This window comes from Streptomyces sp. NPDC090022 (genome assembly GCF_044748145.1).
Taxonomy (GTDB): domain Bacteria; phylum Actinomycetota; class Actinomycetes; order Streptomycetales; family Streptomycetaceae; genus Streptomyces.
In genome coordinates, this window is sequence record NZ_JBIVFN010000012.1 from 1 (window position 1) to 13,386 (window position 13,386).

Below are 13,386 nucleotides of genomic sequence, written 5' to 3' on the forward strand. Positions count from 1 at the left end.
GCGGGCCGGTACGGCGGGCCGTCGACCCCTGGTCCGCGGAGGGCGGGCGCGGGCTGCTGATCGTGGCGGCCCTGGCCGTGGCCTGGGGGGTGGGGCCGCGGTCCGGCGGCGGGCCGGGGAAGGCCGTGTGGGCGGAGCTGGGGCGGCCTACTCGGAGATCGCGGTGACCGTGACGGTGATGACCACGTCCGAGGGGGCGGCGGAGGCGTCCTTGAGGATCTGGGCGGCGGGGAGGGTGGTGGCCCACAGGCCCCAGCCGGGCTTCTTGAGCTTGCGGATCGAGCCGTTCGGCTCGTCCTGCTGCCACTGGCGCGCCACCAGGTCCGCGAGGCCGGCCGTGATGGCCGCGTCCGCCGCCTGCGGGGTCATGCCCTTGGGGGAGCGCAGGGCGATCAGGCCCGGGCGGGGCTGGCGGGCGTCGGTCAGTTCGGCGCCGTGCGCGCGCATGACCTCGACCACCTGGGCGGAGACGTCCGCCTGGGAGGTGCCCGGGCGGTCCGACGGCGCGGCGGGGGCCTGGGCGAGCGGGGAGGCCGTGGGCTTCGGCTCCTGCGGGGGCGGGGAGTCCGTACCGCAGGCCGTCAGTACGGCGGCCAGCAGGAGCGGCGTCAGGAGGGCGGCGCCCTTGCGTACGGTCACTGCGGGTTCCACGCTCTTTCCTGGACGGTCGGTTGACCACGGGAGTGTGTCATATCGGGAGGAGGCGGGGACTTTCGGGGTCTTCTCCGCGTATCGGTCGGGGATTTGTGGCGTTTGTTCAGGGGTGGGGAAGGACCGGTGAAGGCTAGACGAATGGTGCGTCACATATCAGAGGGGGGACGGCGAGTCGTCGCCGAATACCTGATAGACAGTGAATATTCACGGCTCGCCTTGGGGGGATCGCCGCACTGTGAAGCCTCTTCACCGCCACCTCGTCAACACGTCGCGCAAGGTGCTCTGCACCGCCGCGCTCGCGGCCAGCCTGACCACGGCCGCCGTCGTCACCAACACCCCGACCGCCGACGCGGGGGAGGCCGAGCCGACCCCCGACAGCCCGCAGGCCAATGACCGCGGCAACGCGCGCCTGGACCTGCCCGACCTGGTCTCCGACCCGCCGCCGGGCACCGGTGCCGGTGCGGGCGCGGGCGGTGCCGCGGACTCGGCCAGCGGTATACCCGGGACCGCCCTGGACGCGTACAAGCGCGCCGCGGTGTCCGTGGAGGCGGCGCTGCCCACGTGCAAGCTGCCCTGGGAGCTGCTCGCCGGCATCGGCCGCATCGAGTCCGTGCACGCCTCCGGCTACGGGCTCAAGGAGGACGGCTACACCGAGAAGCCGATCCGGGGCCCCCGCCTGGACGGCAACGGCTTCGCCAAGATCCTGGACACGGACAAGGGCGAGTTCGACGCGGACGCCGAGTACGACCGGGCCGTGGGCCCGATGCAGTTCATCCCGTCGACCTGGGCGACCTGGGGCGCCGACGGCAACGGCGACGGCAAGCGCGACCCGAACAACATCTACGACGCGGCGCTGGGCGCCGGCCTGTACCTGTGCGCGGGGGACCGGAACCTCTCGGACCCCGCCCAGCTCGACCGGGCGATCCTCAGCTACAACAACTCCCGCGAGTACGTGAACAGCGTCCTGGGCTTCATGCGGAAGTACCAGGAGGGCGTCGCCGGAGTCCCGAACCCGCCCGCCGGGAACTACCCGACCCAGCCGCCGACCACGACCCCCACCCCGCCGGCCACGACGCCGCCGCCGTACACGCCGCCGGTGACCCAGCCGACGAACCCGACCAACCCTACGAAACCGGCCAACCCGACCACGCCGCCCGTCGAGCCGTCGAAGCCGACCCCGCCGCCCGCGACCGTGAACGGGCTCCAGATCGTCGGCGAGAGCGCGCTGCGGGCTGAGGCCGGTGCGGTGATCCCGGGGAACGCGACGGTCAAGGCGCTCCTGAGCGACGGCAAGCCGGCCGCGAACGAGATCGTCATCTTCGCCGTCGAGGAGGACACGACCGGCGGCACGGCCTTCGCCGCGGACGGCAAGGACCACGTCGTCGCGCGCACCGACGCCCAGGGCATCGCGGCCGCGCCGCAGCTGAAGGCGGGCGCGGGGGAGAAGGGCGGCAGCTTCACCCTGCGGGCCACGCTCTACGGCACCCGCGAGTTCTCGGTGAAGTTCACCGGAACGGTCACCCCCAAGCCGGTACCGCGCGCCGACACGATCACCCGCCAGGGTGACAAGGCGCCGGAGGCGGCCGCGGGCGCCAGCTTCAAGGGCATCGAGCTGCTGGCCACGGCGCAGGGCAAGCCGGCCGCGGGCACGGTCGTGACCGCCGAGAGCGTGGTGAAGGACGCCGACGGCAAGTGGGTCGCCGACAAGATGGGCCCGTTCTTCAAGGACAAGGACGGCAAGGAGCAGCGCAGCCTGACGCTGGCCCCGACGGGTGCGGACGGCAAGATCGTTCTGCCCGAGCTGTTCGTCCCGGAGACGGCCGTCCCGGGGCCGTACCACCTGCGGGTGTGGACCAAGGACGGCGCCGAGCTGGTCCTGGTGCTCAACGTCACCAAGGCCGAGACCCCGGACCCGGCCCCGACGACCCCGCCGGTCCCGGGCACCCCGACCGCCCCGGTCGCCACGCCCTCGGTCAAGCCCTGACCGTCCGGTAGCGCACAGCACAGCGGGCCGCCCCCCCCCCCCGGCCCCCCGGGGGCGGCCCCCCCGCCCCCCCCCCCCGCGCGCCCCCCCCCCCGGCCCGCCCCCCCCCCCCCCCGCCGCGGGGGCCCGGGCCCCCCCCCCCCCCGGGGCCCCCCCCCCGTGGCACACCCCCTGCCGGGGGGGGGCCCCCCCCCCCGGGGGGCCGGGGGGGGGGGGGCCGGGCGGGGCGGCGGCCCGCTGTCGCACCCCTTCGGGGCGCACAAAAGGCAGGAGCCCCGGCTCCTCCGCCTGAGCGGGGGAGACAGGGCTCCTTGGGTACTGCTATCCAACCGCGATCCGGTTGGCCCGGGCGATTAGGCCGGGGTGACGTTCTCCGCCTGCGGGCCCTTCGGGCCCTGGGTGACGTCGAAGTTCACGGTCTGGTTCTCCTCGAGGGAGCGGAAGCCAGACGCGTTGATCGCGGAGTAGTGGACGAAGACATCCGGGCCGCCGCCGTCCTGGGCGATGAAGCCGAAGCCCTTTTCAGCGTTGAACCACTTCACGGTTCCGGTAGCCATGAGCCCTCCTATGGGCCAAAGGGTCGCCCTGCTCCAGAACCTGCTAAGAAGTCTGAAAACTACAAAAGCCCGCGGTTACATGCTCCGCAGGCTTCGTACTGCAAGGGAAACCAAACTGCAACTTGCGTCGAGCGTAGCACGCACAGTCCCCGGCAGACCAGAGGGAAAGATCACGTCACCCGGACGTTTGAGACCCCGCCGCGATGCTGACGAGCGGCGGAGGGCTAGTCTCGCGATGTGGACGCCAATCGCAGCCGGCCGCGCGTCGGCCACATTCAGTTCCTGAACTGCCTCCCGCTCTACTGGGGCCTGGCCCGGACGGGCACGCTGCTGGATCTTGAGCTGACCAAGGACACCCCCGAGAAGCTCAGCGAGCGCCTGGTGGCCGGAGACCTCGACATCGCCCCGATCACCCTCGTGGAGTTCCTGCGCAACGCGGACGAGCTGGTGGCGTTCCCCGATCTGGCGGTGGGCTGCGACGGGCCCGTCATGTCCTGCGTGATCGTTTCCCAGGTGCCGCTGGAGCGGCTCGACGGCGCCCGGGTCGCCCTCGGCTCCACCTCTCGTACGTCTGTTCGGCTGGCGCAGCTGCTGCTCGCCGAGCAGTACGGCGTACGGCCCGACTACTACTCCTGCCCGCCCGACCTCGGCGTGATGATGCAGGAGGCCGACGCCGCCGTCCTGATCGGCGACGCGGCGCTGCGGGCCTCCCTCCACGACGCCCCGCGGCTCGGGCTCACCGTCCATGACCTGGGGCTCATGTGGAAGGAGTGGACCGGACTGCCGTTCGTGTTCGCCGTCTGGGCGGCCCGCAAGGACTACCTCGCCCGCGAGCCGGTCGTGGTCCGGCAGGTCCACGAGGCCTTCCTCGCCTCCCGCGACCTGTCCCTGGAGGAGGTCGCCAAGGTCGCCGAGCAGGCGGCCCGCTGGGAGGTCTTCGACGCCGACCTGCTGGAGCGCTACTTCACCACGCTCGACTTCCGCTTCGGTCCCGACCAGCTGGCCGGCGTACGGGAGTTCGCGCGCCGGACGGGCCCGACGACCGGGTTCCCGGCGGACGTGGACGTGGAGCTGCTGGCCGCTGCGCCCACCCGCTGACGCCCGCCCGGAGACCCGTCCGGGGACCGCCTACGGGGTCGCGATGGGGGCCTGGAGCTGGTCGCTGAACCACTTCATGGCGCCCTCGTCCATGCCGCGCATGTAGCTCTTGGCGTCGTGCCCGCCGCCCTGGATCACCTGGAGGTGGGTCTTCACCGGACCCTTGCCGTAATTCTTGATGAAATTCTGGAGATTCGTCATTCCGCTTTCCGCGGTGCCGATCTGGAAGGCGACGTAGACGTCCGGTCCGCCCTTGGCGATCAGTTCCTGCGCGAGCTTCTCGGGATTGTTCGCCTGCATCTCCGCGGCGTACCCCTTCCACAGCGGGGAGTCGGGGCGGGTGTCGGGACCGGAAGAGATCACGGCCTTGAATTGGTCGGGCTTCTGCAGGGCGAACTTCAGAGCGACGAAACCACCGGACGAGGAGCCCATCAGGCCCCATCCGTCGCGGGACTTGAAGGTCCGGAAATTCGCCTTGACCAGATCGGGGACGTCCTCCGACAGCCAGGTTCCGATCCGCGGCCGGCCGGGTATGTCACTGCCGTCCTGGTAGTACTCCTTGTCGGGGTTGAGGACCGGCATGACCACGATGAACGGCAGGCTCTTGCCCTCCTGCGACCACTTGGTGATGCCGCTGTGCAGCCCGAGGTTGGTGCCGGCCCAGTAGTTCTTGGGGAAGCCCTTGCCGCCCGGGAGGGTGATCATCACCGGGAAGCCGGTCTGCGCGTACCGCGGTTCGAAGTACTGCTTGGGCACCCAGACCCACACCTGTCCGGTGAATCCCGACTTCTTGCCCGCCAGCGTCGTCACGCTGATGGTCGTGCCGCCCTCGACGTCGCTCTCTTTGGTGAACTCCGCGGGCGGTCCCGTCGGCAACTGGGTCAGGTCCTGGGCGCGGCGCTCGGCCTCGGTCAGGGCGCGGGGCGAGGCGTCCTTGGCCGGCTTGGCCGACTTCGCGGGGGTGTCGAACCTCATCGGGTCGCCCTGGGAGGAGCAGCCGGTGAGGAGGGCGGATATCAGGGCCGTGAGCAGGACGGCCGCCATGGCCGCCGGGGCGGTCTGGGGTCTCATGGGCATCACCGTGTCATGCATCTTTCCGGCCCGCGCAGCGGGGTGGCACTAGGGTGCATCCGGGCCGACCGGGTGAGTTTCCGGCCGGGGCGCGGGTGGACATGACCGTTCATCCCGCCGTTCGAAGCCGGTCACGGGCCGGTCGCCGTATGGAGGGGGAGCCATGCAGCCGTTGGAGGCCGGGGAGCCGCGGACCATCGGCCCGTACCGGCTGCTGGGACGCCTGGGCGCCGGCGGCATGGGCCGGGTCTACCTCGGGCGCAGCGGGGGCGGCCGGACCGTCGCCGTCAAGATCGTGCACCCGCACTTCGCCTCCGACGAGGAGTTCCGGGCCCGGTTCCGGCGCGAGGTCGAGGCGGCGCGGCGGGTCGGCGGCGAGTGGACCGCGCCGGTGCTCGACGCGGATCCGGACGCGGCGGTGCCGTGGGTCGCCACCGGGTACGTCGCCGGGCCCGCCCTGGGCCAGGCGCTGGCCGCGTTCGGGCCGTTGCCGGAGCCTGCCGTACGGGCCATCGGCGCGGGGCTCGCGCGGGCCCTGGTGGCCGTGCACGCGCTCGGCCTGGTCCACCGCGACGTCAAGCCCTCGAACGTGCTGCTGACCCTGGACGGGCCGCGGCTGATCGACTTCGGGATCGCCCGGGCCACGGACGGCACGGCGTCGCTGACCTCCACCGGGGTCTCGATCGGCTCGCCCGGCTACATGTCCCCCGAGCAGATCCTCGGCAAGGGGGTCACGGCGGCGGCGGACGTCTTCTCGCTGGGCGCGGTGCTGGCGTTCGCGGCGACGGGCCGGGCCCCGTTCAGCGGGGACAACTCGGCGACGCTGCTGTACAAGGTCGTCCACGAGGAGCCCGACCTCACCGGGGTGCCGGCCGCGCTGGTGCCGCTGGTGACGGCCTGCCTGGCCAAGGACCCGGCCGCCCGGCCGGCGCCCCAGGCCCTCGCGCAGGCGCTCGGCGACGCGCTGGGCGTGCCGGGCTGGCTGCCGGCGCCGCTGGTCGAGGAGGCCTCGCGGGCGGCGGTACGGCTGCTGGACCTGGACGCGAACGCGGAGCCGGGGCCCGGCGCACCGGGCGCGGAGGCGGTGTCGGGCCCGGTGTCCGGTCCGGTCTCCGGCCCGGTGCCGTTCACCAGCCCCTCGTACGGCGGCCAGGCGGACACGGGCCCGGGCCCGGGCACGGGCGGCTTCGGGCCGGCGGACCCTTCGTACGGCGCGCCGCTGGGCGCTGCGACGGGCGCCCCGGCGAATGCTCTGGCGGGTGCTGCGGCGGGCGTTCCGGCGGGTGCTCCGGCGGGCCCGTACGGCATCCCGACCGAGACCGGCCCGCGCGGCCCCCTGGGCTCGGTGCCCGGCCCGCGCACGGCCCCCGGCGGGAGCGAAGGGCGCGAGGTCCGGATGACCGCGGCCGGGCGGCGCTACAGCTGCACCGTGGTGCTGGCCGCGGCCGCCGTACTGGCGCTGACGGCGGGCGGGCTGTACAGCATGGGCCTGCTGCCCGGGAGCCCGTCCGCGGACAAGGAGCGGGACATGGCGGGCGAGGCCAGGACCCCGCAGCCGGCGGCCTCCTCGCCCGGTTCGGCGCTCCCCAGCCCGCGGTCGACGGGTGCCGCCGCGCGCGAGGACGTGCCCAAGGAGCTGACCGGCACCTGGAAGGGGACGGTCACCACCAACCTCGGGGCGCCGGTCCAGTTCGAGATCACCATCAAGGCCGGGAAGAAGGGCGAGGTGGTCGGCCGTGACAAGTCGGTGCTCGACCTGCTGGGTACGAAGTACGACTGCAGCGGGAACTGGAAGCTCACCTCCGCCACCGACCGCTCGCTGGTCCTGGACAGCGCCGGCAACACCAATCCGCACCCCGGGATCTGCGCGGGCGGCTCCGCCGACGAGCGGTTCACCCTCAACGAGGGCGGCACGCTCCACTACCGTTCGGGCGACCGCGCGGCCGGGAACCCGGAGGGCGACCTCACCCGTAGCCCCTGAATCCGGCGGCGGCCCCCTGGCGTAGGCTGGATCGGTCCGGACCCTTGACATTCGTCCTGAGATCCGTACGTCGTGACATTCGTCGACCCCGCCGAAAGGTGACGCACCGGTGACCGACCAGGCCGCTCTCCAGTCTGTCCTCGACCGTGCCGCCGCAGGGGGCCGGATCACCCCGGAGGAGGCGCTCGACCTCTACCGGTACGCGCCGCTGCACGCCCTCGGCTCCGCGGCCGACACCGTGCGCCGCCGCCGCTACGCGGGTACCGAGCACATCGCGACGTACATCATCGAGCGCAACATCAACTACACCAACGTGTGTGTGACCGCCTGCAAGTTCTGCGCCTTCTACGCGGCCCCGAAGGACAAGAAGAAGGGCTGGTCGCGCGATCTCGACGACATCCTGCGCCGCTGCGCGGAGACGGTCGAGCTGGGCGGCACCCAGGTGATGTTCCAGGGCGGGCACCACCCGGAGTACGGCGTGGAGTACTACGAGGAGCACTTCTCCGCGATCAAGAAGGCCTACCCGCAGCTGGTGATCCACTCGCTGGGCGCGTCCGAGGTCGAGCACATGGCCCGGATCTCCGGGGTCTCGGCGGAGGAGGCGATCCGCCGGATCCACGCGGCGGGCCTGGACTCGTTCGCGGGCGCGGGCGCCGAACTGCTGCCGGAGCGGCCGCGCAAGGCGATCGCGCCGCTGAAGGAGTCCGGCGAGCGGTGGCTGGAGATCATGGAGATCGCCCACAACCTGGGCGTGGAGTCCACCTCCACGATGCTGATGGGCACGGGCGAGACGAACGCCGAGCGCATCGAGCACATGCGGATGATCCGGGACGTGCAGGACCGGACGGGCGGCTTCCGGGCGTTCATCCCGTACACGTACCAGCCCGAGAACAACCACCTCAAGGGCCGGACGCAGGCCACGATCTTCGAGTACCTGCGGATGATCGCGATCGCGCGGCTGTTCCTCGACAACGTCGCGCACATCCAGGGTTCGTGGCTGACCGTCGGCAAGGAGGCCGGGCAGCTGTCGCTGCACTACGGCGCGGACGACCTCGGCTCGGTGATGCTGGAGGAGAACGTGGTCTCCTCGGCGGGCGCGAAGCACCGCTCGAACCGTCTGGAGCTGATCGACCTGATCCGCAAGGCGGGGCGGACGCCGGCGCAGCGGGCGACGACGTACGAGCACCTGCTCGTGCACGACGACCCGGCGAACGACCCGGTCGACGACCGCGTGGTCTCGCACATCTCCTCGACGGCCATCGAGGGCGGGACGGCGCACCCCGAGCTGAAGCTGATCCCGACGACGTGAGGACGAGGACGACGTGACCGTCACGCTGCACGCGGCGGACGCGGTACTGACGGCCCCGTCGTCCGGCGTCCTCGCTGACGGCGCGGTCCTGACGGACGGCGGCCGGGTGGTGGCCATCGGCCGGTACGAGGACCTGGCGGCCGCCGATCCGCGGGCGCGGGTGCGGCGGTGGCCCGGCCTGCTGACGCCGGGCCTGGTCATGCCGGGCGCCGACGCGCTGCTGGAGGGCACGTACTTCCTGGACGCCCGGGAGGAGGCGCCCCCGCCCCCGCCGCTGACGGAGGTCCAGTGGGGGCAGAGCGCGCGGCGCGGTACGCAGCGGTTGCTGGCGCGGGGCGTGGTGGCGGTGGCCGGCCGCTTCACCGTGCCGGCGGTCCGGACGGCGGTGGCCCGCTCGGGCCTGACGATCGTCGGCCCACTCTCGGCTGCCGGCTTCCACGGCGAACTGGTGGCCGGCGGCCCGGCCGACTTCGCGGTCTTCGCGACGAGGGACGCCGACGCGGTGCTGGCGGGGGCCGACGGGGTGGCCTGCGTGGCGACGGTGATCGCCGGCCGCCTCCTCCACCGCCGCCGCTGACCAGCCCGCCGGCGCAGCTCGAAGCCCGTGCGCTCCGCCCCCACACCCCTGCGCCTCAATCGCCGGCGGGGCTGGGTGGGTGCGCCTCAAACGCCGGCGGGGCTGAAGGGGCGCCCGGCGTGGCTGGGTGGGTGCGCCTCAATCGCCGACGGGGCTGGATTGGGTGCCAGCGGGGCTGGGTGGGCGGGGGCTCCGCCCCCGGGCCCCCGTACGTGCGCTCCGCGCCCGTGCGCTCAAACGCCGCGCGGGCTGGATTCTGCCGCCGCCGGGCACCAGCCCAGCCCCGCCGGCGTTTGAGGCGCGGGGTCCGGGGCGGAGCCCCGAAAGCCTGCCCGCCGGACAGCCTTCCAGCGCCGCCGGGCACCAGCCCAGCCCCGCCGGCGTTTGAGGCGCGGGGGTGCGGGGGCGGAGCCCCCGAAACCTGGCCGCCGGGCGGCCTTGCGGCGCCGCTGGGCATCCCTGCCAGCCTCGCCGGCGTTTGAGGCGCGGGGTCCGGGGCGGAGCCCCCGGTGGGCGGGGGCGGGGCGCCTGCCAGAATGGGCCGGTATCGACCGCCCGCCCGACCGAGCACCGAGGGGCCAACGCCAGTGACCCGCGCATCCCTGGACAAGCAGCCGCACGAAGTCGCCTCCATGTTCGACGGAGTCGCCGCGAACTACGACCTCACCAACGACGTGCTGTCCCTCGGCCAGGCCCGTCTCTGGCGCAAGGCCGTCGCCCGGGCCGTCGACGCCCGCCCCGGCCAGAAGGTGCTGGACCTCGCCGCCGGCACGGCGACCTCCTCGATGCCGTTCGCCGCCACCGGCGCGTACGTCGTCCCCTGCGACTTCTCCCTCGGCATGCTCCGCGAAGGCAAGAAGCGGCATCCCTGGCTGCCGCTCACCGCCGGCGACGCCACCCGGCTCCCGTTCAAGGACGACACCTTCGACAGCGTCACCATCTCCTTCGGCCTGCGCAACGTCCAGGACACCGACACCGCGCTGCGCGAGCTGTACCGGGTCACCAAGCCCGGCGGCAAGGTGGTCATCTGCGAGTTCTCGCAGCCCGTCTGGGGGCCCTTCCGTACCGTCTACACCGAGTACCTGATGCGCGCCCTGCCCCCGGTCGCCCGCGCCGTGTCCTCCAACCCCGACGCGTACGTCTACCTCGCCGAGTCCATCCGCGCCTGGCCCGACCAGCCCGCGCTCGCCGCGCTGCTGCGCAAGGCCGGCTGGGGCCGGGTCGCCTGGCGCGACCTGAGCGGCGGCATCGTCGCGCTGCACCGAGGCTTCAAGGACGCGTAGTGGACTACCAGGCGGTGCTGGAGCGGATCGCGGACGACGTCGCCCCGCTCATCGGCAGCGGTACGCCGGCCGAGTACATCCCGGCGCTCGCGGGAGTCGACCCCCGCCAGTTCGGGATGGCGCTCGCCGACCTCGACGGCAACCTGTACGGCGTGGGCGACTGGCGCACGCCGTTCTCCGCCCAGTCCGTCACCAAGGTGTTCGCGCTCGCCCTCGCCCTCGCCGAGGGCGGCGACAGCCTGTGGGAGCGGGTCGGGCGCGAGCCGTCCGGCAACCCCTTCAACTCGCTGGTGCAGCTGGAGTACGAGAACGGCATCCCGCGCAACCCGTTCATCAACGCGGGCGCGCTCGTCGTCACCGACCGGCTGCAGACGCTCACCGGCGACGCCAGCAGCGAACTGCTGGAGTTCCTCCGCCAGGAGAGCGGCAACCCCGGCCTCGGCTTCGACGCCGACGTCGCCGCGTCCGAGCAGGCGCACGGCGACCGCAACGCCGCCGTGGCCCACTTCATGGCGGCGTACGGCAACATCGACAATCCGGTCCCGGCCCTGCTGGAGCACTACTTCTGGCAGTGCTCCATCGAGATGAGCTGTGCCGACCTCGCCCTCGCCGCCCGCTTCCTGGCCCGCCACGGGCTGCGGGCGGACGGCTCGCGGCTGCTGACGCGCAGTGAGGCCAAGCAGATCAACGCGGTCATGCTGACCTGCGGCACGTACGACGCGGCGGGCGAGTTCGCCTACCGCGTCGGGCTGCCCGGCAAGAGCGGGGTCGGCGGCGGGATCGTCGCCGTCGTACCGGGCGCCTGCACGCTCGCCGTGTGGAGCCCCGGACTGGACGCGCGCGGGAACTCCGTGGCGGGCGTGGCGGCCCTGGACCGCTTCACCACCCTGACCGGACTGTCCGTCTTCTAGACGCTCATCCGGTGGCGCGCCGCCGCCCGGGCCGGGGCTAGAGGTCCAGTTCGTAGCGGCGGGCCGGGTTGCCGCTCGGGGTGGTGAACTCCGCGGCCAGGCGCATGCCGAGACGTTCCGCCACCGCCACCGAGCGGGCGTTGCGGGCGTCGACCATCGCGCAGACCCGGGGGAGGCCGGCCGCCCGTACGCGGGCGACCGTCGCCTCGGCGGCCGCGGTCGCGTAGCCGCGGCCCCAGTACTCCCGGCCCAGGCGCCAGCCGATCTCGATCTCGCCGACCGGGCCCCACTCCTTCTCCTCCGGCCACGGCTGCGCGCCGGTGAAGCCGATGACCCGGCCCCCGTCGTCGAGCAGGGTCCACAGGCAGAAGCCGTGCCGGGCGTCGTGCAGCCGCTGGCGTGCGGTGAGCTCCTCGTACACCGACAGTTCGGCGCGGCCGCCGAGGAACTCCATGACGTCCCCGTCGGCGAAGACGCGGTGCCAGGCGTGGGCGTCCTCGTCGGTGGGGACGCGCAGCGATACGGCGGGGAGCGGCCGGGTCGGCGAGACGGGCGAGTTGGTCATCGTGGCGGCCCTTCGGATTCGCGATCTCTCTCGCTGCATAGACTGCACATGTCCTGTGCCGGCCGGCACCCCCTTTGAGTCTTCGGGAGACCCCGCAGTGACCGAGCCCCTCTCCGAACACACCGCGGATGTGATCGTCGTCGGGGCCGGGCCCGCCGGTTCGACGACCGCGTACTACCTGGCCAAGGCCGGTCTGGACGTCCTGCTGCTGGAGAAGACGGCCTTCCCGCGCGAGAAGGTCTGCGGCGACGGACTCACCCCGCGCGCCACCAAGCAGCTCGTGGCGATGGGCATCGACATCTCCGAGGAGGCCGGCTGGCTGCGCAACAAGGGCCTGCGGATCATCGGCGGCGGGCAGCGGCTCCAGCTGGACTGGCCCGAGCTGGCCTCGTACCCGGACTACGGACTCGTCCGTAAGCGTGATGATTTCGACGAGACCCTGGCCCGGCAGGCGCAGAAGGCCGGCGCGCGGCTGTACGAGCGGTGCACCGTCGGCGAGCCGGTCCGGGATCCGCGGACGGGCCACATCACCGGCGTGCACGCGAAGCTGGGCGAGGAGAAGACCCCGGTCACCTTCAGCGCCCCGCTGGTGGTCGCCGCCGACGGCAACTCCTCCCGGCTGTCGCTGGCGATGGGGCTGCACCGGCGCGAGGACCGCCCGATGGGCGTGGCCGTGCGGACGTACTTCACCTCCCCGCGCCACGACGACGACTACCTGGAGTCCTGGCTGGAGCTGTGGGACCGGCGCGGCCCGCAGGACCGGCTGCTGCCCGGGTACGGCTGGATCTTCGGCATGGGCGACGGCACGTCCAACGTGGGCCTGGGCATCCTCAACTCCTCCTCCGCCTTCCGGGAGCTGGACTGGCGCGAGGTCCTCAAGGCCTGGTGCGCGTCCATGCCCGAGGACTGGGGCTACACCCCCGAGAACATGACGCAGCCGATCCGCGGCGCGGCCCTGCCGATGGCCTTCAACCGCCAGCCGCACTACACCAAGGGCCTGCTGCTGGTCGGCGACGCGGGCGGGCTCGTCAACCCGTTCAACGGCGAGGGCATCGCGTACGCCATGGAGTCGGGCCAGATCGCGGCCGACGTCATCGTGCAGGCACACGCCCGGGCGACCCCGGCGCAGCGCGAACTGGCGCTGCACAGCTACCCGAAGGTGCTCAAGGAGACCTACGGCGGCTACTACACGCTGGGCCGCGCCTTCGTGAAGCTGATCGGCAACCCGGCCGTCATGAAGATCGCCACCCAGCGCGGTCTGACGCACCCGGTGCTGATGCGTTTCACGCTGAAGATGCTGGCCAACCTGACGGACCCGACGGGCGGCGACGCGATGGACCGCATCATCAACGGTCTGAGCAAGGTGGCTCCCAAGGCATAGGCCCGGGGTCCGGGT

General features: G+C 72.8%; 12 protein-coding genes. 8 read left to right on the top strand and 4 right to left on the bottom strand.

Translation table 11 applies throughout. From position 1 onward, the window contains the following. Nucleotides 1-147: 147 nt before the first annotated feature. Complete coding sequence (locus tag ACIPXB_RS21290) at nucleotides 148-651, bottom strand: hypothetical protein (RefSeq protein WP_401452177.1); 504 nt, start codon at nucleotides 649-651, stop codon at nucleotides 148-150. A gap of 238 nt (nucleotides 652-889) precedes the next feature. On the opposite strand from ACIPXB_RS21290, the gene ACIPXB_RS21295 reads away from it, so the two are divergent. Continuing rightward, nucleotides 890-2,638 carry a lytic transglycosylase domain-containing protein gene (locus ACIPXB_RS21295; protein WP_401452179.1) on the top strand — a complete coding sequence of 583 codons (1,749 nt, stop codon included), beginning with the start codon at nucleotides 890-892 and terminating at the stop codon, nucleotides 2,636-2,638. Nucleotides 2,639-2,991: 353 nt separating this feature from the next. Here the strand turns inward: ACIPXB_RS21295 and ACIPXB_RS21300 are convergent, their stop codons facing one another. Further along, a complete protein-coding gene (locus tag ACIPXB_RS21300) occupies nucleotides 2,992-3,195 on the bottom strand; it encodes a cold-shock protein (protein ID WP_030012116.1) in 204 nt (67 codons plus the stop codon). A 237-nt stretch (nucleotides 3,196-3,432) separates the two neighbouring features. On the opposite strand from ACIPXB_RS21300, the gene ACIPXB_RS21305 reads away from it, so the two are divergent. Continuing rightward, complete coding sequence (locus tag ACIPXB_RS21305; protein WP_401452181.1) at nucleotides 3,433-4,293, top strand: menaquinone biosynthetic enzyme MqnA/MqnD family protein; 861 nt, start codon at nucleotides 3,433-3,435, stop codon at nucleotides 4,291-4,293. A 30-nt stretch (nucleotides 4,294-4,323) separates the two neighbouring features. Here the strand turns inward: ACIPXB_RS21305 and ACIPXB_RS21310 are convergent, their stop codons facing one another. Continuing rightward, nucleotides 4,324-5,364 carry an alpha/beta hydrolase gene (locus ACIPXB_RS21310; RefSeq protein ID WP_401452183.1) on the bottom strand — a complete coding sequence of 347 codons (1,041 nt, stop codon included), beginning with the start codon at nucleotides 5,362-5,364 and terminating at the stop codon, nucleotides 4,324-4,326. Between the two features lie 163 nt (nucleotides 5,365-5,527). On the opposite strand from ACIPXB_RS21310, the gene ACIPXB_RS21315 reads away from it, so the two are divergent. The 5 genes from ACIPXB_RS21315 to ACIPXB_RS21335 all read left to right on the top strand — a co-directional run bounded on the left by ACIPXB_RS21315 (nucleotide 5,528) and on the right by ACIPXB_RS21335 (nucleotide 11,425). Then, complete coding sequence (locus tag ACIPXB_RS21315; RefSeq protein WP_401452185.1) at nucleotides 5,528-7,345, top strand: serine/threonine-protein kinase; 1,818 nt, start codon at nucleotides 5,528-5,530, stop codon at nucleotides 7,343-7,345. 109 nt (nucleotides 7,346-7,454) lie between these two features. Beyond that, nucleotides 7,455-8,654, top strand: a complete 1,200-nt coding sequence (gene mqnC / locus ACIPXB_RS21320; protein ID WP_401452187.1) for a cyclic dehypoxanthinyl futalosine synthase — start codon at nucleotides 7,455-7,457, stop codon at nucleotides 8,652-8,654. Nucleotides 8,655-8,667: 13 nt separating this feature from the next. After that, nucleotides 8,668-9,231: an imidazolonepropionase-like domain-containing protein gene (locus ACIPXB_RS21325; RefSeq protein WP_401452189.1), complete on the top strand. Its 564-nt coding sequence runs from the start codon at nucleotides 8,668-8,670 to the stop codon at nucleotides 9,229-9,231. Between the two features lie 587 nt (nucleotides 9,232-9,818). Then, nucleotides 9,819-10,514, top strand: coding sequence for a demethylmenaquinone methyltransferase (locus tag ACIPXB_RS21330; RefSeq protein ID WP_401452191.1), 696 nt, complete (start codon nucleotides 9,819-9,821; stop codon nucleotides 10,512-10,514). Then, the gene (locus ACIPXB_RS21335) at nucleotides 10,514-11,425 is read left to right on the top strand and encodes a glutaminase (RefSeq protein WP_401452193.1); all 912 of its coding nucleotides are present in this window, start codon (nucleotides 10,514-10,516) and stop codon (nucleotides 11,423-11,425) included. Before ACIPXB_RS21330 ends, ACIPXB_RS21335 begins: the two co-directional genes overlap by 1 nt. 37 nt (nucleotides 11,426-11,462) lie before the next feature. Here the strand turns inward: ACIPXB_RS21335 and ACIPXB_RS21340 are convergent, their stop codons facing one another. Continuing rightward, complete coding sequence (locus tag ACIPXB_RS21340) at nucleotides 11,463-11,990, bottom strand: GNAT family N-acetyltransferase (RefSeq protein ID WP_401452195.1); 528 nt, start codon at nucleotides 11,988-11,990, stop codon at nucleotides 11,463-11,465. Between the two features lie 97 nt (nucleotides 11,991-12,087). Here ACIPXB_RS21340 and ACIPXB_RS21345 point away from each other — a divergent pair, with 97 nt between their 5' ends. Beyond that, entirely contained in the window at nucleotides 12,088-13,371 is a 1,284-nt protein-coding gene (locus ACIPXB_RS21345; RefSeq protein ID WP_401452197.1) for a geranylgeranyl reductase family protein, read from the top strand. Nucleotides 13,372-13,386: the final 15 nt, after the last annotated feature.

What these genes read in the sequence shown, in the direction of transcription:
- ACIPXB_RS21300 (WP_030012116.1), bottom strand. Translation starts at nt 3,195, where the DNA reads ATGGCTACCGGAACCGTGAAGTGGTTCAACGCTGAAAAGGGCTTCGGC.
- ACIPXB_RS21310 (WP_401452183.1), bottom strand. Translation starts at nt 5,364, where the DNA reads ATGAGACCCCAGACCGCCCCGGCGGCCATGGCGGCCGTCCTGCTCACG.
- ACIPXB_RS21315 (WP_401452185.1), top strand. Translation starts at nt 5,528, where the DNA reads ATGCAGCCGTTGGAGGCCGGGGAGCCGCGGACCATCGGCCCGTACCGG.
- ACIPXB_RS21340 (WP_401452195.1), bottom strand. Translation starts at nt 11,990, where the DNA reads ATGACCAACTCGCCCGTCTCGCCGACCCGGCCGCTCCCCGCCGTATCG.